Source organism: Brevundimonas sp. UBA4553 (assembly GCF_002387245.1).
Taxonomy (GTDB): Bacteria; Pseudomonadota; Alphaproteobacteria; order Caulobacterales; family Caulobacteraceae; genus Brevundimonas.
In genome coordinates this window covers 170589-192861 of sequence record NZ_DGLD01000002.1, presented here as the reverse complement: position 1 = coordinate 192861, position 22273 = coordinate 170589, and the positions used below count along the sequence as shown (strand labels likewise).

Sequence of the window (22273 nt, the reverse complement as noted above, 5' to 3'; positions counted from 1 at the left end):
TTCGGCGGCATCGGGCGAAACCCGCACCCAAACTTCAGGTCAGCCGGAGATGCATTGTGTGGAGGGGTCAACGCCGCGGACGTCGTCAGTTTTTCGGCGCGAGCCTGGGGGATTGACCTGATTGTTTCAGACCCTCGCTCGTCGATGGTTGGGGCAGCGGCGCCCTGTCCTGCCGCCATGACATACAACCTAGCGGAGCAAGCCCGTGGCCACGAAACCGTTTAATGGCGTCATCAAGCTGGATATTCGCGATTCAAAACCGGACTGGGAGCCGTTCCTGCCGCCCAAGGCGCCCAAGGACGCGCCCAACGTGCTGATCGTCCTCTACGACGACACGGGCCAAGCGGCCTGGCAGCCTTACGGCGGGCGGGTCAACATGCCGACCCTGCAGAAGCTGGCCGACAACGGCCTGACCTATACCCATTGGCACACGACGGCGCTGTGCTCGCCGACGCGCTCCTGCTTCCTGACGGGGCGCAATCACCACCTTAACGCCATGTCGTGCATCACCGAGGGCGCCAACGGCTTCCCTGGCTGGAGCGGCCGGCTGCCCCACGACGTCATGTCGATCGGCTACATGCTGCAGGAGAACGGCTACAGCACCTTCTGGCTGGGCAAGGAGCACAATGTGCCCGAGCAGGACATCTGCGGCGGCGGCGTACGTTCCGAATGGCCGCTGCAGCAGGGCTTCGACCGGTTCTACGGCTTCCTCGGCGGCGAGACCAACAACTGGTATCCCGACCTGACCGAGGACAACCACTTCATCGACCAGCCCTACAGTCCTGAAGAAGGCTATCACCTTTCGAAGGATCTGGCTGACCAGGCGCTGCAGATGATCCGCGACCAGAAGGCCAGCAACCCCTCCAAGCCGTGGTTCATGTGGTTCTGCCCCGGCGCCAACCACGCCCCGCACCATACGCCGAAGGAATACGCCGACCGCTACAAGGGCAAGTTCGACGACGGCTACGACGCCTATCGCAAATGGGTCGTGCCGCGCATGATCGAGAAGGGCATGCTGCCAGCGGATACGAAGCTCGAGGACTTCAATCCCATTCCCGAGAACATGGCCAATCCAGGCGATTACGTCCGCCCGTGGGAAGAGCTGAACGACAAGGAACGCCAGCTCTTCAGCCGCATGGCCGAGGTCTATGCCGGCATGTCGGAATATGCCGATGAGCAGGTCGGCAGGATCGTCGAGTATCTCGAACACAGCGGCCAGCTCGAGAACACCATCGTCATGTACTGCGCCGACAACGGGGCCTCGGGCGAGGGCGGGCCGAACGGCTCGGTCAACGAGAACAAGTTCTTCAACAACTACCCCGACGAGTTGGAAGAGAACCTCAAGTACCTCGACGTGCTCGGTGGGCCAGAAACCTACAACCACTATCCGACCGGTTGGGCGGCGGCCTTCTCGGCCCCGTACAAGATGTTCAAGCGCTATTCGGAATACGCCGGCGGCACCGCCTGCCCGATGATCATCTCCTGGCCCAAGGGCATCAAGGCGCGGGGCGAGGTGCGCAACCAGTACCACCACGCGGTGGACCTGGTGCCGACGATCCTGGAATGCATCGGCATCGAAATGCCCGACACCTTCCGGGGTGTGAAGCAGCGCCCGCTGTCCGGCGTCTCGATGAAGTACAGCTTCGAAAAGGACGGTCCGACGCAGAAGAAGCGCCAGTACTACGCCATGCTCGGCACGCGGGGCATGTGGATGGATGGCTGGAAGGCCGCCGCGATCCACGCCCCGCTGACTGGCAAGGGCCATTTCGACAAGGACGAGTGGGAACTCTACCACGTCGAGAAGGACCGGTCGGAATCGATCAATCTGGCCAAGGAGCATCCTGACAAGCTCAAGGCGCTTATCGACGCCTGGTTCGAGGACGCCGAGGCCAACAACGTGCTGCCGCTCGACGACAGGACAGCGGCCGAGGTGCTCACCACCGAGCGACCCACGACCGAAGGGCCGCGCCAACGCTACGTCTATTATCCTGGCACCGCTCCGGTTCCCGAAGGCGTGGCGGCCAATGTGCGCGGGCGTTCGTACAAGATCATCGCCGATGTCGAACTGACCGCCGAGAGCGAGGGCGTGATCTTCGCTCACGGCTCGCGCTTCGGCGGGCACGCCCTGTTCATCAAGGATCGCAAGCTGCACTACGTGTACAACTTCCTTGGCATAAAGCCGGAGCAGAAGTTCATTTCCAAGCCGCTCGGCGTGGGCAAGCACACGCTGGGCATGGAGTTCATCCGCGAGAAGGCGGGCGAGTACGGCGAATCCCACGGCAAGACGACGCTTTACGTGAACGAGGAGCCAGTCGCCTCCGGTGATATGAAGACCCAGTTCGGGAAGTTCACTCTGGCCGGCGACGGCCTGTGCATCGGGCGCGACAGCGGCGACGCGGTGAGCGAGGACTACCGGACCCCCGGCGAGTTCAAGAGCGGCCGCATCTGGGGCGTCGGCGTCACGGTCGAGAAGGAGCAGTATCTCGATCTCGAGAAACTGGCTGCCGCCGCGATGGCCGTCGACTAACCCAGGTCGCCGTGAGTCAGCGCCGCTGCCCAAGCGGCGCTGACAACGGGCCCTCCGAACGAACTAGAAGGGGCTGGCAGCGATGACTTCAAAGCTGGGCGCCTGACAGTCTGCTTTCTGGCGGTGCGCTAATGTCGGCTATTGGCGCCGAGCAGTCATCTCTCTTGGCGTTCGGGGATCAGCCGAAAGCGGACCCTTCAAGCGTCGTTTCAGGGTGGTTAGCGGACGTTGGCGGGCGTTCCACAGAACGCTAACGTCGGGTCGGGCCGCTAAGCCCTAAACGCGGAGACGCCACGCATGTTTGGTTGGTTTGGACGAAAGCAGCCAAAGCGGCCTTCGGCGCGGATCGCCGAGTCTGAGGCCAGCCAGATGTTTAGGTTTCAGCCACGCTGGAAAGAAGAGCTGATTGTCGAGATTGTAGGCGGCACAGAGGGGTCGTTCATGCTTGAGATAGTCGGCAACCCCGCAACGGTTTACCTCCCGACCGAACCGGTTTGGCGAGCCCGCGTGCCCCGCTGGGCGCAGGAGCTATGGCCGCAGCTTCATATGGAGCTTCAGAGTTGGTGCGCCGGGAACCGGATAACTCTGGTCGTAGAGGCAAACGCGCAGGTCTACTGAGTGTCCGTCATGGGTCGAAGACCGTCTCAGGCTGTCGGCCGGGAACCAGACATTCGGCCCTCACGCAATGGTGCAGGATGCGATTGAGGCGCCCTTAGGTGGTCAGCTAAGTGGTGGGTGGGAAAATCGCGCGGTTTTTCAGGCCGCGATGAGCCACTCTTAAGTGGTCCCGACACCCCGTCCCTGCCCCGTAACGTCGCCTGCACCGCGCCCTCGGCGAGGCGATGCAGGTCACGGCCCGAGCACCGTGTCCAATCGATGCTGTCCAGCAGGCGGCTCATATCCTGCGCGGAATGAACGAGCGGCGTCACGCCGTCGTCTCGCCGCGCGCCATGCCGGCGACCAGGCCGATCAGCAGGCCCACAGCCAGGGCGCGATTGCCCGGTTCGCCCGCGCGCGCCTCCTCCACCCTGCGGGCGAGCTCGTGATCCAGCCACGCCAGCTGTCGCGCAAAACGCTCGTCCGCCTGCGTCCGATCTTCCATCCTCATCCTCCCTGATTGTCGGCGCCCAGCCTACTGCGCCCGACCACGGCGCCTCAAGCCAATTGTTCTCTTTTTGTTCTAACGTCCGATCATTGCTCCCTTATGTCGGGCGAGGCTTGGCCCTATATGGCCAAACCTGAAGGAGAGCCGCCATGTCCTACGTCGCCCGAAACGACCGCCCCGCCGACAAGGCTGAATGCTATGCCGAGGTCGAGGCGGAGATTCTGGCCGTGCTGGACGGCGAGCCGAACCTGACGGCGCGAATGGCGACGGTGGCGTCCATGCTGGCCGACGCCTTCCCCGTCTTTTTCTGGACCGGCTTCTACGTCGTTGACCCGAGCAAGCCCGAGGAACTGGTGGTCGGCCCGTATCAGGGCACGCTCGGCTGCCTGAGGATTCCGTTCGGGCGCGGCGTTTGCGGCGCGGCGGCGCGGACGCGTGAAACCCAGGTGGTGGCGGATGTTCACGCCTTCCCCGGGCACATCGCCTGCGACAGCCGCTCGGCCAGCGAGATCGTCACGCCTGTGCTGGACGCGCGGGGCGACCTGATCGCCGTGCTGGACGTGGACGCCACCGAGATCGCCGCCTTCGACGCCGTCGACGCCGAGGCGCTGGAACGTCTGATGGCCAGGGTGTTCGCCAGCTGATGCGGATCGGGATCGACTTCGGCGGCACCAAGATCGAAGCCGCCGCGCTGGATGACACGGGCGTTTTCGTCGCCCGGATCCGCGAGCCCAACCCGGGAAGCTATGACGCGGCTCTGGCGCTCGTCGCGCAACTGATCGCCCGAGTGGAGGCCGAAGCCGGCCCGGCCCGGTCCGTAGGACTGGCGATACCGGGATCGCCGTCGCCGCGCACCGGACTGATCCGCAACGCCAACTCGACCTATCTGAACGACCGCCGGTTTGGCGAGGATCTTGCGCTCGCGCTCGGGCGGCCGGTCCGCCTCGCCAACGACGCCAACTGCCTGGCCCTGTCGGAAGCCCTCGACGGCGCGGGCAACGGCGCCGCCAGCGTGTGTGGCGTCATTGTGGGCACGGGTTGCGGCGGCGGACTGGTGGTCGGGGGCGAACTGGTCGAGGGCGCCCATGGCGTGGCGGCCGAGATCGGCCACGTCTCCCTGCCCTGGCCTTCTGTTGACGAGGCGCCCGGCCCGGCCTGCTGGTGCGGTCTGCGCGGCTGCCTGGAGACCTGGGTTTCCGGCTCGGGCTTCCAGCGCGATCACGAAGCGACCACCGGGCGCGCCTGGACCGCCCAGGCCGTGGTCGCGGCGGCGCGCGACGGCGATGAGGACGCCGCCACGGCGTTGGACCGCTACATCGACCGGCTGGGACGGGCGCTGGCCATGGTGGTCAATCTGGTCGATCCCGAGGTCTTCGTTCTGGGCGGCGGCATGTCGAACGTGAGCGAGCTGTATGACCGCCTGCCGGACATTGTCGCGCGGCACGCCTTTGCCGATCACTGGGACGGCCGGATCGTGGCGGCCCGGTGGGGCGATTCATCGGGGGTGCGGGGCGCCGCGCGGCTCTGGAACGATTGATCGCGCCACGCACCCCGCTATGGTCCGCGCCATATCTTCAGGGAGCGGGACAATGAGCGAACGGGTCGTAGCGATCACCGGGGGACACGGCGCGCTGGGCCAGGCCGTGGTCGAGGCCGCGCTGGCCCAGGGGCTGAAGGTCGCCGTCATCGACCACGCCTCCGGCCACGCCGCCCCCGATAGCGTGCTGGAAGTCGGCGGCGTCGATCTGACCGATCCGGCCGAGGCGGCGGAGGCGATCGCGGCGGTCGTGACCCATTTCGGACGCCTGGACGCCCTGCTGAACATCGCAGGCGGCTTCGTCTGGCGCACCGTCGAAGACGGCGAGAATGAATGGGGCCGGATGTTCGCGCTGAACCTGACCACGGCCCTGAACGCCAGCCGCGCCGCCCTGCCCCACCTGAAAGCCTCGGACGAGGGCCGGATCGTCAATGTCGGCGCCAACGGCGCGTTGAAGGCTGCGTCGGGCATGGGCGCCTATGCGGCGTCGAAATCGGCGGTGCATCGCCTGACGGAAGCCCTCGCCGAAGAACTGAAATCGAGCTCGGTCACGGTCAACGCCGTGCTGCCCTCGATCATCGACACGGCGGCCAACCGGGCGGACATGCCCGACGCCGACCCGAGAGCCTGGGTCGCGCCCGCCGATCTGGCGGCCACCATCCTGTTTCTGGCCTCGCCGCAGGCGCGGGCGATCACCGGCGCCCTGCTGCCCGTCACGGGCCGGGTCTGATGCCGATACGCAGCGTCCTCTATCTGCCGGCCTCCAACGCGCGAGCGGTCGAGAAGGCCCGGACGCTGTCGTGCGACGTGGCGATCCTGGACCTGGAGGACGCCGTCGCGCCGGAGATGAAGGCCGAAGCGCGGAAGGCCGCCGTCGCGGCCGCGCACCAGGGCGGCTTCGGCCCGCGGCTGGGCGTCAGGATCAATGGCCTGGACACCCCCTGGGGAGCTGACGACCTGGCTGCCCTGCGGGATGCGCCGGTCGACCTGGTCGTTGCGCCCAAGGTGGAGAGCGCCGCCATGGTCCACGCCCTGTCGCGCGACGTGAAGCCGGGCGTCGCACTGTGGGCCATGATCGAGACGCCGCGCGCTCTGGTGGACCTGCGTGACATCGCCGAGGCGGACGGCGCGCTCCGTGGCCTGATGCTGGGCGTCAATGATCTGGCCAAGGACCTGAAGACCGGCGCCGCACCTGACCGCGAACCCCTGAAGCCCTGGCTGGCGGCGGTCGTGGCCCATGCCCGCGCAAACGGTCTGGCGGCGATCGACGGCGTCTTCAATCGCATCGCGGATGAGGCGGGCTTTGCGGCGGAGTGCGCCCAGGGCCGGCTCTACGGTTTCGACGGCAAGAGTCTGATCCACCCGACGCAGATCGCCCAAGCCCACGCGGCGTTCGGGCCGTCGCAGGAGGAAGTCGCCTGGGCCAGGTCAGTGGTGGCCGCCTTCGCCGCGCCTGAGGCCGCGGGCCTGGGGGTGATCCGCGTCAAAGGCGAGATGGTGGAACGACTGCACCTCCAGGCCGCGCAGGAGCTATTGGCGGGCATCTAACGTCTCTCGACCGAAAAGAGAGAAGGACGACCGCCTGGAACGACACATCGTCTCACGGATTGTTACGGCCCCGGCATGGCCTTCGCACCTGCAGCGCGCTAGTCAGGCTGCCGGACGCGGGACTCAATGAAAGTCTCGCGCAACGACCACGGCTCAGGGACTGCAAGATGACCAAGTGGGTGTACGGCTTCGGCGGAGGCTCCGCCGACGGTGATGCGTCGATGAAGAACCTTCTCGGCGGCAAGGGCGCGAACCTCGCCGAGATGTCCTCCCTCGGCCTGCCCGTGCCGCCCGGCTTTACGATCACGACGGAAGCCTGCGTCCACTACTATTCCAACGGCGAAACCTATCCGGCCGAGTTGGCCGCGCAGGCCGCCGCCGGTCTGAAGACGGTCGAGGGCATCGTCGGCAAGACCTTCGGCGATGCGTCCAATCCCCTGCTGGTCTCGGTGCGCTCGGGCGCGCGGGCCTCGATGCCGGGCATGATGGACACGGTGCTGAACCTGGGCCTGAACGACCAGACGGTCGAGGGTCTGGCCAAGCTGTCGGGCGACCGCCGCTTCGCCTTCGACTCCTATCGTCGTTTCATCACCATGTATTCCAACGTGGTCCTGGGCATCGGCCACGATCAGTTCGAAGAAGTTCTGGACGACCATAAGGATCGCCTGGGCGTCTCGGTCGACACCGAGCTGACAGCCGAAAACTGGGAAAAGGTCGTCGCCGACTACAAGCTCCTGGTCGAGCGCGAGCTGGGCCAGCCCTTCCCGCAGGACCCGCATGACCAGTTGTGGGGCGCCGTCTCGGCCGTCTTCGCCAGTTGGATGAACGACCGCGCGAAATTCTATCGCCGCATGCACGACATCCCGGAAAGCTGGGGCACCGCCGTCAACATCCAGTCCATGGTGTTCGGCAACATGGGCGAAACCAGCGCCACCGGCGTCGCCTTCACCCGCAACCCCTCGACCGGCGAGGCGCGCCTGTACGGCGAGTTCCTGATCAACGCCCAGGGCGAGGACGTGGTCGCGGGCATCCGCACGCCGCAGTCCCTGACCAAGGCGGGCCGCGAGGAGATGGGCGAGACCGCTCCCTCGATGGAAGAAGCCATGCCCGAAGTCTTCGGCCAGTTCGTCGAAGTCGTGAACCGGCTGGAAAGCCACTATCGCGACATGCAGGACATCGAATTCACGGTCGAACAGGGCCGTCTGTGGATGCTGCAGACCCGCAACGGCAAGCGCACCGCCAAGTCGGCGCTGAAGATCGCCGTCGACCTGGCCTCCGAAGGCGTCATCTCGCAGGAAGAAGCCGTGTCGCGGGTCGAGCCCGCCGCCCTGGACCAGTTGCTGCACCCGACGCTGGATCCCAACGCCGCCCGCACCGTGATCGCAGCAGGCCTGCCGGCCTCGCCCGGCGCGGCCACGGGCAAGATCGTCTTCGACGCCGACGAGGCCGAGCGCCTGTCGCAGATCGGCGACGCCGTCATCCTGGTGCGCGAGGAAACCAGCCCGGAAGACATCCACGGCATGCACGCAGCGCGCGGCATCGTCACGGCGCGCGGCGGCATGACCAGCCACGCGGCCGTCGTGGCGCGCGGCATGGGGCGCCCTTGCGTCTCCGGCGCCGGTGAAATCTCGATCAACGAGAAGGCCGGGACCTTCACCGCACGCGGCCGCACCTTCAAGGCCGGCGAGGTCATCACCATCGACGGCGGCAAGGGCGAGGTCCTCGACGGAGCCGTTGCCATGATCGAGCCTGAACTGACCGGCGACTTCCAGACCCTGATGGCTTGGGCCGACGGCGTGCGTCGTCTGAAGGTCCGCGCCAACGCCGAGACCCCGCTGGACGCCAAGACCGCGCGCGGCTTCGGCGCCGAGGGCATCGGCCTGTCGCGCACCGAGCATATGTTCTTCGACGAGGCCCGCATCGCCGCCGTGCGCGAGATGATCCTGGCCGATGACGAGCAAGGCCGCCGCGTGGCCCTGGCCAAGATCGCGCCCTTCCAGAAGGCCGACTTCGCCGACCTGTTCACCATCATGGCCGGCCTGCCGGTCACGATCCGCCTGCTGGACCCGCCGCTGCACGAGTTCATCCCGCACACCGACGCCGACATCGACGCCCTGGCCGCCGGTTCGGGTCTGGACGCCGCCAAGCTGAAGCGTCGCGCGCGGGAACTGCACGAGACCAACCCCATGCTGGGCCACCGCGGCTGCCGTCTGGGCGTCGCCTATCCAGAGATCTACGAGATGCAGGTCCGCGCCATTCTCGAGGCGGCGCTGGAAGTGAAGAAGGCGTCGGGCCTGGCCCCGATCCCGGAGATCATGCACCCGCTGGTCGCCCTGGGTCTGGAGATGAAGTTCCTGCGTGAACTGACCGACCGCACCGCCAAGGCTGTGTTCGCGGACGCGGGCGACAGCGTGGACTATCTGGTCGGCACCATGATCGAACTGCCCCGCGCCGCCCTGCGCGCCGCCGATCTGGCGGCGCACGCCGAGTTCTTCAGCTTCGGCACCAACGACCTGACCCAGACCACGTTCGGAATCAGCCGCGACGACTCGGGTCACTTCCTGCAGGCCTATCTGGACAAGGGCATCTTCGAGACCGACCCCTTCGTGCGTCTGGACCAGGACGGCGTGGGCGACCTGATCCGCATCGCCGCCGAGCGCGGTCGCGGCGTCAAGCCAGGCATGAAGATGGGCATTTGCGGCGAGCATGGCGGCGATCCGTCCTCCATCGCCTTCTGCGAGAGCGTGGGTCTCGACTACGTCTCCTGCTCGCCCTACCGCGTGCCGATCGCCCGTCTGGCGGCGGCCCAGGCGGCCCTGGCAGCCCGCTCGGGCGAGGAGCGCGAAAAAGACCGCTGAACCCTGGTTCAGAACTGAACGTGCAAAGGCGGCCCTTCGGGGCCGCCTTTTTCATGCCCGGAGAAGGTCACGATCAACATAACGCCGTATGTGTCCGCGCGCACACAGATCAACCTCAGTATTTGATCAACACTGGAACGGCTTGGCCGCACACCCATTTAACTCCTCGCTGGATGGGGCCGGTGGCCGAAGAAGTCACCGCATCTAGTAATACTAGGAGTTAAAGAAACAATGCGTAACATTCTTCTCGCCACCGCCGCAATTTCTGCAATCGCCGCTCCGGCGTTCGCGCAATCCGGTCCGGACGCCCGTGGATACGGCTCGCTGGGCTACACGCATCTTGAAGGCGACTCCGCCACGACGGGCGCCGTGACCGGCCGCCTGGGCGTCAACCTCAACCGGTACCTGGCCGTCGAGACCGAGGCTTCGGTCGGCGTCAAGGACGACGACTTCACGGTCGGCGGCGTGGATGGCTCGACCAAGCATGAGTGGGACGCCGCAGGCTACGTCGTGGGCAAGTATCCGGTCAGCGACAAGCTGGAGTTGTTCGCGCGCGGCGGCTACGGCCACACCGAACTGAAGCAGGAGTTCCCCGGCGCCAACACCGACGTGGGCGGCGACAGCTGGAACTACGGCGTCGGCGCCAACTATTACGTCGATGGCGTCAATGGCGTCCGCGCCGACTGGACCCGCCGCGACTTCCGCGACAACGCCGGCGAGGCCGACGCCTACTCGGTCAGCTACGTGCGTCGCTTCTAAGGCCTGCGCTTCACAGTCTGGCGCTGAATACGACGAAGGCCCGCTCCGGAAGGAGCGGGCCTTTTCGTTGGCCGGAAAGAATCAGGCGACGCCGGGAGCGAGCGCCCAACGCAGCGAGTTCTCGCCGAACGGCTTGATGAAGAAGTCCCGATAGCGTTCGAACACTTCCACGATCCGGGCTTTCAGATCCTGCGCAACGGACTCGCCGCGCTGGCGTTTGAGCGCCGCCACGCAGTTGACCACGATGTCCATGTGGGCGGAGCCGCCCATATGTTTCAGCACCGTCGCCACGTCATGGGCCAACGGATCGCTGAGCTCTTCTGCCCAGGGTGAAACAGTCTGAGTCATTCGGGCGCCATCCCCCTTTGTTCTCGACACCTGTAACGGTTTGCAAAAAAACGCGAACAGTGCAAGCGCCGCGGGAAATAATGATTCCCGTTATCTCAAATCAGGGGCGCTTCCGAACAAAAACCGTTCCCGCAGAATAGCCTGCGCCGAAACTGCAGATCAGCCCGAGATCGCCCGGAGCGAAGCCTTCATGCTTCAGGTGGAAGGCGATGATCGACCCGGCCGAAGAGGTGTTGGCGTAGTCGTCCAGAATGATGACGTTCTCTTCCGGCTCAGGCTCGCGGCCCAGCACCTTCTTGCCGATCAGGGTGTTCATGTTGATGTTGGCCTGGTGCAGCCACATCCGCTTCAGGCCGTGCGGATCGAGGTTCAGTTCGGCGGCGTGGTCCAGGATCATGTCCGAGACCATGGGCACCACCTCCTTGAAGACCTTTCGGCCCTGCTGGACGAACATCTTGTCGCTGAGGCCGTCGGACGAGATCGGCTCGCTTGCCCCGGTCGGCAGGGCGGCGCGGTTCAGGAAGCCGAAGTTGTTGCGGATATTGTTCGAGAAGCTGGTCTTCAGTTTCGTGCCGACGATGTCCCAGCCGCCCGGCCCGGCCTGATCCTCAGCTTCGATGATAACGGCGGTGGCCACGTCGCCGAAGATGAAGTGACTGTCGCGATCCTTGAAGTTCAGGTGGGCCGAGCAGATCTCCGGGTTGACCATCAGCACGGCCTTGACCGAGCCCGAGGCCACGAAGTCCGCCGCCGTCTTGATGCCGAAGGTGGCCGAGGAACAGGCCACGTTCATGTCGAAGGCGAAGCCTTCGATCCCCAGAGCCTGCTGCACCTCGATGGCCATGGCCGGATAGGGGCGCTGCATGTTGGACGCGGCGCAGATGACGGCGCCGATCTCGCTGACCGGCTTGCCCCAGGCCTTGATGGCGTCCTGGGCGGCCTTCACGGCCATCTCGGCCAGGATGGACAGTTCGTCGTCGCCGCGCGCGGCCAGGTGCGGCAGCATCCGCTCGGGGTCGATGATGCCCGACTTGTCCATGACAAAGCGCGCCTTGATGCCCGAGGCTTTCTCGATGAAGGCTTCCGAGGACGGCGTCTTCAGCTCCAGCTCGCCGGCGGCGATGGCTTCGGCGTTCTCAGCATTCCAGGCCTCGGCCCAGGCGTTGTAGGCGGCGACCAGTTCGGCGTTCGAGATCGACTGCTCCGGCGTAAACAGGCCGGTGGCGGAAATGACGGCTTTTTGCACTGTGTAGTTCCCTAACGCTCGGCGCGCGGCACCTCGCTGCGTGAGGGAACATCAGGTTCCCGGCGCTCGACAAGCCTATTATGTCGGCGCCTCGCGGCGAAGTTCGGGCACCCTGCGCACGGACGAGTCCGTTGCGATGACGAACGTCCTCAATAGGCCGGTGGAAGGCTCCGGTCGAGACTGGCCTTGACGCCGCGCCACCATCTGTTGACCCGGCCGCGCGGCGGGGCGGGCAAGGGATGATCACGGGCGGCGATCAGGGCCTCGACCAGGTCCTCGGCCTCGCACGGCCAGCCATCGGGCGTGACATAGACCGGATAGCCGATCAGGGCGGCGTGGATTACGCCCTGCAAGGAAGCGCGACGGGTGCGCCGCTCGAAGGTCAGCCGGTCGTCGGTCAGGCCCCAGCCCGCGTAGAAGGGCCGGCCATAGACGCTGACCGCCTTGCCGCGCATCAGGGCCTCGAACCCCGTCAGCGAGGTCAGGGTCGCCAGCCGGTCGCAGGCGTTCAGGCAGTCGATGATGTCGAGGTCGTCGGCCGAGGCGTCGACCCCCTCCATCGCCGCATAGTCCAGCAGGCCGGGGCGGTTGCCCGCCGTCACGTCCGGGTGGTTGCGATAGATGAGGAAGGCCTCGGGATGATCCGCCCGCGCCGCCTTCACCAGACCGGAGTTGGTCCGCAGGTCGGGCCCGCAGCCCATCATGATCGAGCGGTCGTTCTCGACCTGGCCCACGACCAGCAGGATCGGTCGGTCTTTCGGCCAGTGGGCGGGGACGCCCGCCCCCTTCAGATTGTATTTCGACAGGCCCGCATCGACCACGCGAGCGCGCAAGCGTTCGGCCCGCGCGGCCTGATCCGGCTCGGGTTCGCCCGCCTCGATCAGGCTTTCCAGTCGGCTGGGCCGGGTCGGATCGTAGTAGACGCCCTGATCGTCCAGGGCGACGGACAGGGCGCCGAAGAAGTCGGAGCCCAGACCCCGCGAGCGGATGAAGCCGTCCTCCATCCGCACGACCGGCCCTTCGAAGGCGTCGGCGGCGGCGCGAATCTGCGGTGTCTCCTTGCCGGCCCACCAGATCAGCTTGCCGCCCGTCGCCCGCGCATTGGCAACGGCGGCGGACGAACGCCAAAAATAGCGCACCCGGCCCTTGGGCGAGTTCAGCAGTCGGCGCACCGGCGGGCGCTTGGCCGGAGCAAAGCCGACGGCGGCCCAGTCGCCCGCCAGACGGTCGGCGCGGTCGCGCAGGGCGATCAGCCGCTCCAGCGCCTGCTCAGCCTCGCACCGTTGGCCCGTCACCGGATCGACATAGCGAGTATAGGCGATCAGGGCCGCCGCCGCGATCTGCTCCAGATCGCGCGCCGCGCCGCGCCGCCCGGTCGAAACCGCATCCGTGGTCAGGCCCCAGCCCGAATAGAAGGGGGCGCCGAAGCAGCGCACCGGCAGACCGCGCAGCAGGGCCTCGAACCCCAGGGCCGAGGTCACGACATAGACCGCATCCACCGCCGCCAGCAGGTCAGCGGGCCGCACGTCGGTGTCGATCAGGGTGACGCCGTTCAACTCGCCGGCCGGAATGCATCCCGACTTGCGCCCCGCCGCCACGGCCGGGTGGCGCTTGACGATCAACTGGGCGTCCGGCTCGTCCCGCCGCGCCGTCACCAGCATGTCCGAGAAGCTTTGTTCGCTGGCCAGCCCATAGCCGATGGAGGCGTCGCCGAAGGTCTGATCCACGATCAGCACCCGACGACCGGGCTTGAGCAGGGCCGGGTCCAGCGCCCCGCCCATATTGGTCTTGGACAGGCCGGAGGCCACGATACGGTCGATCAGATCGCGCGCGCGGGCCTTCATGGCGGCATCGCACCAGCCGGGCGCGGTCGCAATCAGGTGTTCCAGCCGACTGGGCCGGGTGGCGTCGTAATAGACGCCGATGTCGTCGACGATCAGGCTGAGGCTGGTCGCCCCGCTCTCGCCTATGCCGACCGAGCGCAGGAAGCCGTCCTCCAGCGCGATGTAGGGTTTGCCGTGCTTCTCCGCCCAGCGTCGTCCCGTCGCCGCCGTCGGCTTCATGCCCCACCCCAGCACGGCCTCGGTCTGCGCCCCCGGCAGGGCCGACAGGTCATAATCCGGCAGGAAGGCCGCCAGGAAGGGCACCTTCAGCACGCCGGGCGCGCAGACCCAGGCGCGGGCTTTCTGAGGCGTCGGAAGCGGTGCAGTCATGGAGTTGGTCTACGGTTTGTAGAGTTTGGGCGCCAGCCCGCGGTTGCCTTCTCCCCTTGCGGGAGAAGGTGGCCCGGCAGGGTCGGATGAGGGGTCTCTCGACACAAAAAGGGGTTGCGAGACTTTGACGTCGCGCAACCCCTCATCCGTCTCGCTCCGCGAGCCACCTTCTCCCACAAGGGGAGAAGGGTCAGAAATTAACCCGCGATCTGGCCGAAGTCGGCGACGCGGCCCATGACGGCGCGGACCTGACCCAGAAGCTTCAGGCGATTCTCCCGCTCCTCGGCCACGTCGGAGTTGACCATGACGCTGGTGAAGAAGGCGTCCACCGGGCCCCGCAGGGCGGCAAGCGCCGTCATGGCCGCGGCGAAGTCTTCGGTCTCCAGCGCGGCGTCCACGGCGGTCTCGGCGGCGGCGGCGGCGAAGGCCAGGGCGGTTTCTTCCGCCGGCTGGTTCGGCAGGCCGGTGGCGACGGCGCCCTCGGGCAGCGGGCCTTTCTTTTCCTCGGCCTTGAGGATGTTGGACGCGCGCTTGTAGCCGGCCAGCAGGTTGGCCCCGTCGTCCGTGGCGAGGAAGGCGGCCAGCGCCTCCACCCGACGCACGATCCGCACCAGATCGTCGTCGCCCAGAGCGAAGACGGCGGCCACGAGGTCGTGGCGCTGGCCCTGATCGCGCAGCAGGACGGTTAGGCGGTCGGCGAAGAATGGCACCAAAGTTCCCGTGAGCGCTTTCCAGCTCGAGAATGAAACCTCGAGTTGAGGGTCGAGATCGACCGCAAGCCATTCCTTTCCGGTAGGAAGGGGATCGACCGTAAGCCATGCTTTGGCAAAGCCTAGTCGCCACTTCTCCAAGTCGAATTCAACCGCCCTCACCCCTTCGCTTGCAGCCAGTTCATCGGCAAAACCGTATCCGCGGCCTAGGGCTGCGTCGCGAAGCAACTGTGTTTGTTCCTCTGACACCTTTTCGGTCAGCAAGAAGTTGGGCCTCTCCGCCATCTGACGGATCAAATTGGCCGCTGCACTCCAAACAAGCTGGTCAAGCGACAGTCTCTTTCCGGTCTCGAGAACGGAGCGAGTAAAGCCAAGCGTCGCACGGCGCAGGGCATAGGGATCCTTCGACCCCGTAGGCTTTTCGTCGATGGCGAAGAAGCCAACGAGAGTGTCCAGCTTATCGGCAAGAGCCACGGCGACCGTGACCGGGGCGGTCGGGACGCTGTCGCCCGGACCTTGCGGCTTGTAGTGGTCGCGCACGGCGTCGGCGACGGCGTCGGGGTAGCCGGCCAGACGGGCGTAGTAGCCGCCCATGATCCCCTGCAGTTCCGGGAACTCGCTGACCATGCCCGAGGCCAGATCAGCCTTGGACAGACGCGCGGCCTGTTCGGCCTGATCGGCGTCGGCGCCGACCAGAGGGGCGATCTCGCGGGCCAGAGCCGCAATGCGGTCGACGCGCTCGGCCAGGGTGCCCAGCTTGGCGTGGAAGGTGACGCCCTTCAGCTTGTCGTTCCAGGCGTCGAAACCGACCTTCTGGTCCTCTTCCCAGAAGAAGCGGGCGTCGTTCAGGCGGGCCGAGAGGACGCGGCTGTTGCCAGCGGCCAGAGCCTGACCGCCGTCGGTCGCCTCGACGTTAGCGACGACCAGGAAGTTGGGGGCGAGGCCGTCCTTGGCCGGGTCGCGGACGGCAAAATACTTCTGGTGCACCTTCATCGACAGGCGGACCACTTCGGGCGGCAGGGACAGGAACTGCGGGTCCATGTCGCCCAGGATCGGCGTCGGCCATTCGGCCAGACCGGCGACCTCGTCCAGCAGGCCGTCGTCATCGACCAGAGCCAGACCGCGCGCGGCGCAGGCGGCCTTGGCGGCTTCAAGGATGCGCAGCTTGCGGTCGGCCACGTCCAGCAGGACGTATTCCTTCTCGAGCTTGGCGCGATAGTCGGCGAAATCCTTGACCGCGAACGGCTTGCCCGAGCCGAGGAAGCGATGGCCCTCGGTCACGTCGCCCGAGTGGATCCCGTCGATCTCGAACGGGACCACCGCCCCGTCGAACAGGGCGATGATGCGCTTGATCGGGCGCACCCAGCGCAGGCTTCCCGTGCCCCAGCGCATCGACTTGGGCCAGGGGAAGCTGCGGATGATCTGGTCGACAGCCTCGGCGAAGACCTCGGTCGTCTGACGGCCCTTGCTGCTGATCTCGGCGAACCAGACGCCGTCGCGCTCGACCAGCTGGTCAGGCGTCAGGCCGGTCTTGCGCAGGAAGCCTTCCAGCGCCTGAGCGGGGGCCGAGGTCTTGGGTCCCTTGACCTCTTCGTTGCGGTCTTCGGCGGCGGTCGGCAGGCCGTCGATCACCAGGGTCAGGCGACGCGGACCGGCGAAGACGTTCAGCGCCTCCCAGGTCAGGCCGGCGGCCTTCAGACGGTCGGAGACCATGCGTTCCAGGTCGCGCGCGGCCCCCTGCTGCATACGGGCGGGGATTTCTTCGGAGAAGATTTCGAGGAGAAGCTGAGGCATTCGATTAAATTCCGTCATCCCCGGACAAGTCGCGGAGCGACGCCGATCCGGGGACCCAGACGGCGGAGTTCAAAGCGGAAAGAGCCGTGCGGAGCGCCGGCGCCTGGGTTCCGGGTTCGGCTGCGCCGCCCCGGAATGACGGCAGGGAGACAGTGCTCACGCCGTCGCCTTCTCGTGTTCGACTTGAGCGAGGGCGCAGGCTTTGCAGAGGTCGCGGATGCGGCCGATGTAGCTCTGGCGTTCGGCGACGGCGATGGCGCCGCGGGCGTCCATCAGGTTGAACAGGTGCGAGGCCTTCAGCACCTGGTCGTAGGCGGGCAGGACCAGAGGCTGGCCCTGCGGTCCCTTCAGCGTCAGGAAGTGGGCGGCTTCGCGCTCCATGTCCTCGAAGCGGCGCTTCAGCGCGGCGACGTCATAGCCATGGAAGTTGGCTTCGGACTGCTGGCGCTCGTTCTCCAGGAACACCTCGCCGTAGGTCAGGCCTTCCTTGTTGAACTTCAGGTCATAGACGTTGTCGACGCCCTGAACATACATGGCCAGACGCTCCAGCCCGTAGGTCAGCTCGCCCGAGACCACGTCGACCTCGATGCCGCCGACGCCCTGGAAATAGGTGAACTGCGTCACTTCCATGCCGTCGCACCAGACCTCCCAGCCCAGCCCCCAAGCGCCGACGGTCGGGTTTTCCCAGTCGTCCTCGACGAAGCGGATGTCGTGCAGCTTGGGGTCGATGCCGATGGCGGCCAGCGAGCCGAGGTACAGCTCCTGCAGGTTGTCCGGGTTCGGCTTCAGGATGACCTGATACTGATAATAGTGCTGCAGCCGGTTGGGGTTCTCGCCATAGCGGCCGTCGCCCGGACGACGCGACGGCTGGACATAGGCGGCCTTCCACGGCTTGGGACCGAGCGCGCGCAGCACCGTGGCGGGGTGCAGGGTCCCGGCGCCGACCTCGATGTCATAGGGCTGCAGAATGGCGCAGCCCTGGTCGCCCCAGTATTTGTGCAGGGTCAGGATCAGGTCCTGGAAGGATAGGGGTTCGGTCGTCACGACGGCTCGTTTTCGCAGCGCAAAATTTGAGCGCGGACCCTAGGGCGCGCGGGCCGGAAACTCAACCGGACGTGGGATGTCCCAACAGGCAAGGGCGCACCCACCAGCCGGGGCGTTGCAGCGCGGTCGCCGCCGCCTTCGCCGCCGCCGCGTCGTCGAACAGGCCAAAGACCGTCGCGCCCGAGCCGGACATCCGCGTCATACGACAGCCGGGCACGCTCTGCATGGCTGACAACGCCTCGCCTATGCCAGGCGTGACGCGCAGGGCGGGCGCTTCCAGATCATTGCGCTGCGCCGACAGCCAGTCGATCACGGCGACAGGCGACCAACCGCCCGGAGCATCAGGACAGTCGGCCCCGCCACCGGGCGCATCGTCATAGGCGCGGTATACCGCTCCCGTCGGCGACGGCAGGCCGGGGTTGAGCAGGACAGCATGCAGCGGCGGCAGGCGCGGCTCGTCGCGCAGGACGTCGCCCCGGCCCGTCGCCCAGGCCGTGCGGGCGCGCAGGCACATGGGTCCGTCCGCCCCGACCACGGCCGCCACGGCTTCGAGCGCCGCCTCGTCCAGATCGAGATCCAGCAGTTGCGCCGCCAGCCGGATGGCCGTTCCGGCATCGGCTGATCCGCCGCCCAGACCGGCCGCGATGGGAAGCTGCTTGTCCAGCGTCACGGCGACTGACGGGACGCCGATCCCGGCCGCCTCGCCCAGCGCCCTGAGCCCTCGCAGGATCAGGTTGTCGCCCTCCCCCGCCAGCGCGCCGCCGAACGGTCCGGTCACGGTCAGAGACAGGGCGTCCGCGCGGATCACGGTCACGCGGTCGCCCACGTCGGCGAAGGCGACCAGACTCGCCAACGGATGATAGCCATCGGCCACCACCGGCCCGACGTGCAAAAAGAGGTTGATCTTGGCCGGCGCGAGGCCGCTCAGCATCACCTGGTCAGTCCGCAGCGCCGGCGCCAGTGTCATCGGTCGGCGCCTGGCCCAGTTTGTCTCGCAGCTTGGCCTCGACCTCGGCCTTGCGCTCGGCCTCGACGTCCAGCGTCAGGACGCGGTTCCACTGGAAGCCCGCCTCGCGCTGACGGCCCACGGCCCAGTAGGCGTCGCCCAGATGGTCGTTGATCTCGGCGTTGGCCGGCTCCTTGGCCACGGCCTGCTCCAGGGTCTCGACGGCGACGTCGAACTGACCCCGGCGATACTGGGCCCAGCCCAGGGAGTCCTGGATATTGCCGTCCGACGGATCGGCGGCGAAGGCGCGGGCGATCATTTCGGCCCCCTGCTCCACCCGGGTTCCGCTGTCGACCCACAGATAGCCGAGATAATTCAGCACCGTCGGATTGTTGGGTTGCTTCTGCAGGGCGGCCCACAGCTCGGCCTCGGCCTCGGGCTTGCGGTCCAGCGCCTCGTAGGCGGCGCCGCGCAGGAAATTGACCTCGAAGCCCTGGTCGGCGGTGGCCAGCAGCGGACCGTTCAGCACCGTCACCGCCTCTTGGAACCGGCTCATCTGCACCAGTTGCCCCGCCAGCAGATAGGCGATGCTGGCCTCGTTCGGGCGCGCCTCGACGGCGCGGTTCAGTTCGGCGAGGGCCTGCTCCGCCTGCCCGTCCTTCTCGAAACTCAGCGCGCTCTGAACGCGGGCGGCGGCGTAGAGCTCGATGTCCTGACGACCGACCTGGGCCAGAGCGGCGCGGGCCGCCGGCTCCAGTTCCGCCTGCTGTAAGGTCTGTCCGATCAGGAAACGGTTCTCGTCCGTGGGATCGAGGTTCAGGGCCAGACGCAGATACACCACGCCGAACTCCAGCGCGCGCTGGGCGATGGCCTGGTCGGCGGCGGTCTTCAGCGCCAGCGCCGCGCCCTGACGCCAGGTCGGCGCGGCCGGCGGTCGCCCCTTGGCCAGCACGCGGGCCCGCGCCGACATCGTGGCGCGATCGGTCGCCCCTGCGGCGACGGCGGCATCATACTGGACCAGGGCTTCGTCGCGCTTGCGGCGGCGCTCCAGGAATTCGCCATAGGGCAGGCGGAACAGGCGCGAGGCCAGGGCGTGGCTGGTCAGATCGCGCCATTCGGCGTCGGCTTCATCATAACGACGACGCAGTTCGAGAAGCCGGGCGCGATTGGCGCGCGCCACCAGGGTGCTGACCGGATCCAGGCCCGCCGGAGGCGCAGCCAAGGCGCGTTCCCAGTCGCCGGCCGCCGCCGCAATCCATGGGTGAAGATAGAGGCCCGCGCGATCATGCGGCGGACCGATCGGAGCGGTCTTCAGCAGAGCGTCCGCCCGGCGCGCATCGCCATGAACAAAGGTCTGCACCGCCGCGACCAGGCGACCGGCCTGGACGATGACCGGCGTGACCTCCTCGCCTTCCGGCGCGATGCGGGCGGCGACGTCGAGGTCGCCCGCCAGCAGCGAGGCGGTGAAAGCCTGTTCGCGCACGCGCGGCTGCTCGGGGGTCAGAGCCTCGACCCGCGCCAGATAGTCGGCGCCCGTTTCGCTCTCGCCACTGGTCAGCGCGTTGCGGCCTGCGAGGTAGTAGCCGTAGGCGCTGCCGCCCTCGGCGTCGGTCGGGATCGGGGCCCAGACCGCAGGAATGGGCGGAGCCTCCGGCGTTGTCGGCGCCTCGGCGATAATGACCTCGGGATCCTGACCTTCGGTATCCGGCGTCGCGGGATCGGCCTCGGGCGACGGCTCAGCCTCGACCCCAGGTTCGACCTGAACGGGGGCGGCGTCGGCGGGCGGCGTCTCTTGCGCCAGTGACGGCGTGGCCAGACCCAACGCGATCAGCGAGGCGGCGGCGAACAGGGCGGAGCGACGGAAGGGGAAGCGCATGGGCGGACCCTTCACGCTTTCCCCTCCGCCCGCAAGAGGCTGAAACCCCTCAGGCTTACATGTTCGGGTAGTTGGGGCCGCCGCCGCCCTCCGGCGTGGTCCAGACGATGTTCTGCGACGGGTCCTTGATGTCGCAGGTTTTGCAGTGGACGCAGTTCTGGGCGTTGATCTGGAAGCGCGGGTTCTGGCCCTGCTCGTCGGTCAGCACCTCATAGACGCCAGCCGGGCAATAGAGCCGGGCCGGTTCGCCGTACCTGGGCAGGTTGACCATAATGGGCACCGACGGGTCCAGCAGCTTCAGGTGGGCCGGCTGCTCCTCGGCGTGGTTGGTGTTCGAGATGAAGACGCTGGACAGCTTGTCGAACGACAGCTTGCCGTCCGGCTTGGGATAGGTGATCGGCTTGAAGTCCTTGGCCAGACCGGTCGAGGCGGCGTCCGTCTTGGTGTGCTTCATCGTGCCGAAGAAGGAGAAGCCGCCGGTCAGGTGGTTGACCCACATGTCGAACATGGAAACCGCGCCGCCCATCATGGTGCCGAGCTTTGAAAGCATGGGCTTGGCGTTACGGACGACCTTCAGTTCCTTGTAGACCCACGACGCCTTGTAGGCCTCCTCGTAGGCCTCCAGCACGTCGCCCTCGCGGCCCGCGACCACGGCCTCATAGGCAGCGTCGGCGGCCAGCATGCCGGTCTTCATGGCGTTGTGGCTGCCCTTGATGCGCGGCACGTTCACAAATCCGGCCGAGCAGCCGATCAGGGCGCCGCCGGGGAAGGCCAGCTTGGGCACCGACTGGAAGCCGCCCTCGGTGATGGCGCGAGCGCCGTAGGAGATGCGCGTGCCGCCCTCCAGATGCTCGGCGATGGCCGGGTGGTGCTTGAACTGCTGGAACTCGTCGAACGGCGACAGATAGGGGTTCTGATAGTTCAGGTGCACGACGAAGCCGACCGACACATAGCGGTCGCCGAAGTGATAGAGGAAGGACCCGCCGCCGGTCTTGTCGTCCAGCGGCCAGCCGGTCGTGTGCTGGACCAGGCCGGGCTGGTGTTTCTCGGCCGGGATCTGCCACAGCTCCTTCAGGCCGATGCCGAACTTCTGCGGGTCCGAGTGAGCGGTCAGGTCGTGGCGGGCCATGATGGTCTTGGCCAGAGAACCGCGCACGCCCTCGGCGATGAAGACATATTTGCCGTGCAGTTCCAGGCCCGGCTGGAATTCGCCCGTCGGCCTGCCCTCGCGGTCGATGCCGAAGACGCCGGCGACCACGCCCTTCACCCGGCCGGAAGGTTCGTCCCAGACGACATGGCTGGCGGCCATGCCGGGATAGACCTCGACGCCCAGGGCCTCGGCCTGCTCGGCCAGCCAGCGCGCGACATTGCCCAGGGAGGCGATGTAGCAGCCGTGGTTATGCATGAAGGGCGGCATGGCGAACATCGGCAGCGAGGCCTGCCCGGCCGGACCCAGCACCAGGAACTTGTCCGTCTTGACCGGAGTCTCCAGCGGCGCGCCGCGTTCCTTCCAGTCAGGAAACAGCTCGTTCAGCGCCTTGGGATCAATCACGGCGCCCGACAGAATGTGGCCGCCGATCTCGGCCGACTTCTCCAGAACGGCGACGGAAATCTCTTTCCCGTCCTTCTCGGCGCGCTGCTTCAGGCGGATGGCGGCGGACAGGCCGGCGGGACCGCCGCCGACGATGACGACATCGTATTCCATGACCTCGCGCTCGACGCCGGCCAGGGCCTCCAGCGGCGGCAGCTTGTCGATGACGGC

At 66.9% G+C, this 22273-nt stretch carries 16 protein-coding genes; 7 read left to right on the top strand and 9 right to left on the bottom strand.

The features are described 5' to 3' along the window. Nucleotides 1-205 precede the first annotated feature (205 nt). Nucleotides 206-2527, top strand: a complete 2322-nt coding sequence (locus B4A39_RS02335) for an arylsulfatase (protein WP_292032846.1) — start codon at nucleotides 206-208, stop codon at nucleotides 2525-2527. A 925-nt stretch (nucleotides 2528-3452) separates the two neighbouring features. On the opposite strand, the gene B4A39_RS02330 is transcribed toward B4A39_RS02335, so the two are convergent. After that, nucleotides 3453-3629, bottom strand: coding sequence for a hypothetical protein (locus B4A39_RS02330; protein ID WP_292032844.1), 177 nt, complete (start codon nucleotides 3627-3629; stop codon nucleotides 3453-3455). A 152-nt stretch (nucleotides 3630-3781) separates the two neighbouring features. Between B4A39_RS02330 and B4A39_RS02325 the strand changes: the two genes are divergently transcribed. From B4A39_RS02325 to B4A39_RS02300, 6 genes are all read left to right on the top strand, one after another. Then, complete coding sequence (locus B4A39_RS02325; RefSeq protein ID WP_292032841.1) at nucleotides 3782-4276, top strand: GAF domain-containing protein; 495 nt, start codon at nucleotides 3782-3784, stop codon at nucleotides 4274-4276. Further along, complete coding sequence (locus B4A39_RS02320) at nucleotides 4273-5169, top strand: ROK family protein (protein ID WP_292033308.1); 897 nt, start codon at nucleotides 4273-4275, stop codon at nucleotides 5167-5169. The genes B4A39_RS02325 and B4A39_RS02320 overlap by 4 nt, the downstream gene beginning before the upstream one ends. Nucleotides 5170-5221: 52 nt before the next feature. Further along, complete coding sequence (locus B4A39_RS02315) at nucleotides 5222-5899, top strand: SDR family NAD(P)-dependent oxidoreductase (protein WP_292032839.1); 678 nt, start codon at nucleotides 5222-5224, stop codon at nucleotides 5897-5899. Then, the gene (locus B4A39_RS02310) at nucleotides 5899-6717 is read left to right on the top strand and encodes an HpcH/HpaI aldolase/citrate lyase family protein (protein ID WP_292032837.1); all 819 of its coding nucleotides are present in this window, start codon (nucleotides 5899-5901) and stop codon (nucleotides 6715-6717) included. Before B4A39_RS02315 ends, B4A39_RS02310 begins: the two co-directional genes overlap by 1 nt. A 167-nt stretch (nucleotides 6718-6884) precedes the next feature. After that, a complete protein-coding gene (gene ppdK, locus B4A39_RS02305) occupies nucleotides 6885-9575 on the top strand; it encodes a pyruvate, phosphate dikinase (protein ID WP_292032835.1) in 2691 nt (896 codons plus the stop codon). A 231-nt stretch (nucleotides 9576-9806) separates the two neighbouring features. Further along, on the top strand, nucleotides 9807-10334 hold the full coding sequence (locus B4A39_RS02300) for a porin family protein (protein ID WP_292032833.1): 528 nt from the start codon (nucleotides 9807-9809) through the stop codon (nucleotides 10332-10334). 81 nt (nucleotides 10335-10415) lie between these two features. Here B4A39_RS02300 and B4A39_RS02295 read toward each other — a convergent pair whose 3' ends face one another. The 8 genes from B4A39_RS02295 to B4A39_RS02260 all read right to left on the bottom strand — a co-directional run bounded on the left by B4A39_RS02295 (nucleotide 10416) and on the right by B4A39_RS02260 (nucleotide 22216). Then, nucleotides 10416-10637, bottom strand: a complete 222-nt coding sequence (locus B4A39_RS02295; RefSeq protein WP_292032830.1) for a hypothetical protein — start codon at nucleotides 10635-10637, stop codon at nucleotides 10416-10418. Nucleotides 10638-10782: 145 nt separating this feature from the next. Then, the gene (locus tag B4A39_RS02290) at nucleotides 10783-11928 is read right to left on the bottom strand and encodes a beta-ketoacyl-ACP synthase III (RefSeq protein WP_292032828.1); all 1146 of its coding nucleotides are present in this window, start codon (nucleotides 11926-11928) and stop codon (nucleotides 10783-10785) included. 149 nt (nucleotides 11929-12077) lie between these two features. Next, entirely contained in the window at nucleotides 12078-14141 is a 2064-nt protein-coding gene (locus tag B4A39_RS02285; protein ID WP_292032826.1) for a capsular polysaccharide biosynthesis protein, read from the bottom strand. Between the two features lie 197 nt (nucleotides 14142-14338). After that, a complete protein-coding gene (gene glyS / locus B4A39_RS02280) occupies nucleotides 14339-16645 on the bottom strand; it encodes a glycine--tRNA ligase subunit beta (protein ID WP_292032824.1) in 2307 nt (768 codons plus the stop codon). 156 nt (nucleotides 16646-16801) lie between these two features. Next, nucleotides 16802-17689, bottom strand: a complete 888-nt coding sequence (locus B4A39_RS02275; RefSeq protein ID WP_409449584.1) for a glycine--tRNA ligase subunit alpha — start codon at nucleotides 17687-17689, stop codon at nucleotides 16802-16804. A gap of 61 nt (nucleotides 17690-17750) precedes the next feature. Continuing rightward, complete coding sequence (locus B4A39_RS02270) at nucleotides 17751-18623, bottom strand: 4-(cytidine 5'-diphospho)-2-C-methyl-D-erythritol kinase (protein ID WP_409449587.1); 873 nt, start codon at nucleotides 18621-18623, stop codon at nucleotides 17751-17753. A gap of 4 nt (nucleotides 18624-18627) precedes the next feature. Further along, nucleotides 18628-20511, bottom strand: a complete 1884-nt coding sequence (locus B4A39_RS02265) for a tetratricopeptide repeat protein (RefSeq protein WP_292032820.1) — start codon at nucleotides 20509-20511, stop codon at nucleotides 18628-18630. Between the two features lie 55 nt (nucleotides 20512-20566). Beyond that, on the bottom strand, nucleotides 20567-22216 hold the full coding sequence (locus tag B4A39_RS02260; RefSeq protein WP_292033303.1) for an electron transfer flavoprotein-ubiquinone oxidoreductase: 1650 nt from the start codon (nucleotides 22214-22216) through the stop codon (nucleotides 20567-20569). Nucleotides 22217-22273 lie beyond the last annotated feature (57 nt).

Bases quoted from the DNA above. Each gene is read 5' to 3' on its own strand.
- ppdK (WP_292032835.1), top strand. From the start codon at position 6,885: ATGACCAAGTGGGTGTACGGCTTCGGCGGAGGCTCCGCCGACGGTGAT.
- B4A39_RS02260 (WP_292033303.1), bottom strand. From the start codon at position 22,216: ATGGAATACGATGTCGTCATCGTCGGCGGCGGTCCCGCCGGCCTGTCC.
- B4A39_RS02315 (WP_292032839.1), top strand. From the start codon at position 5,222: ATGAGCGAACGGGTCGTAGCGATCACCGGGGGACACGGCGCGCTGGGC.
- B4A39_RS02285 (WP_292032826.1), bottom strand. From the start codon at position 14,141: ATGACTGCACCGCTTCCGACGCCTCAGAAAGCCCGCGCCTGGGTCTGC.
- B4A39_RS02300 (WP_292032833.1), top strand. From the start codon at position 9,807: ATGCGTAACATTCTTCTCGCCACCGCCGCAATTTCTGCAATCGCCGCT.
- glyS (WP_292032824.1), bottom strand. From the start codon at position 16,645: ATGCCTCAGCTTCTCCTCGAAATCTTCTCCGAAGAAATCCCCGCCCGT.
- B4A39_RS02310 (WP_292032837.1), top strand. From the start codon at position 5,899: ATGCCGATACGCAGCGTCCTCTATCTGCCGGCCTCCAACGCGCGAGCG.
- B4A39_RS02330 (WP_292032844.1), bottom strand. From the start codon at position 3,629: ATGGAAGATCGGACGCAGGCGGACGAGCGTTTTGCGCGACAGCTGGCG.
- B4A39_RS02325 (WP_292032841.1), top strand. From the start codon at position 3,782: ATGTCCTACGTCGCCCGAAACGACCGCCCCGCCGACAAGGCTGAATGC.
- B4A39_RS02265 (WP_292032820.1), bottom strand. From the start codon at position 20,511: ATGCGCTTCCCCTTCCGTCGCTCCGCCCTGTTCGCCGCCGCCTCGCTG.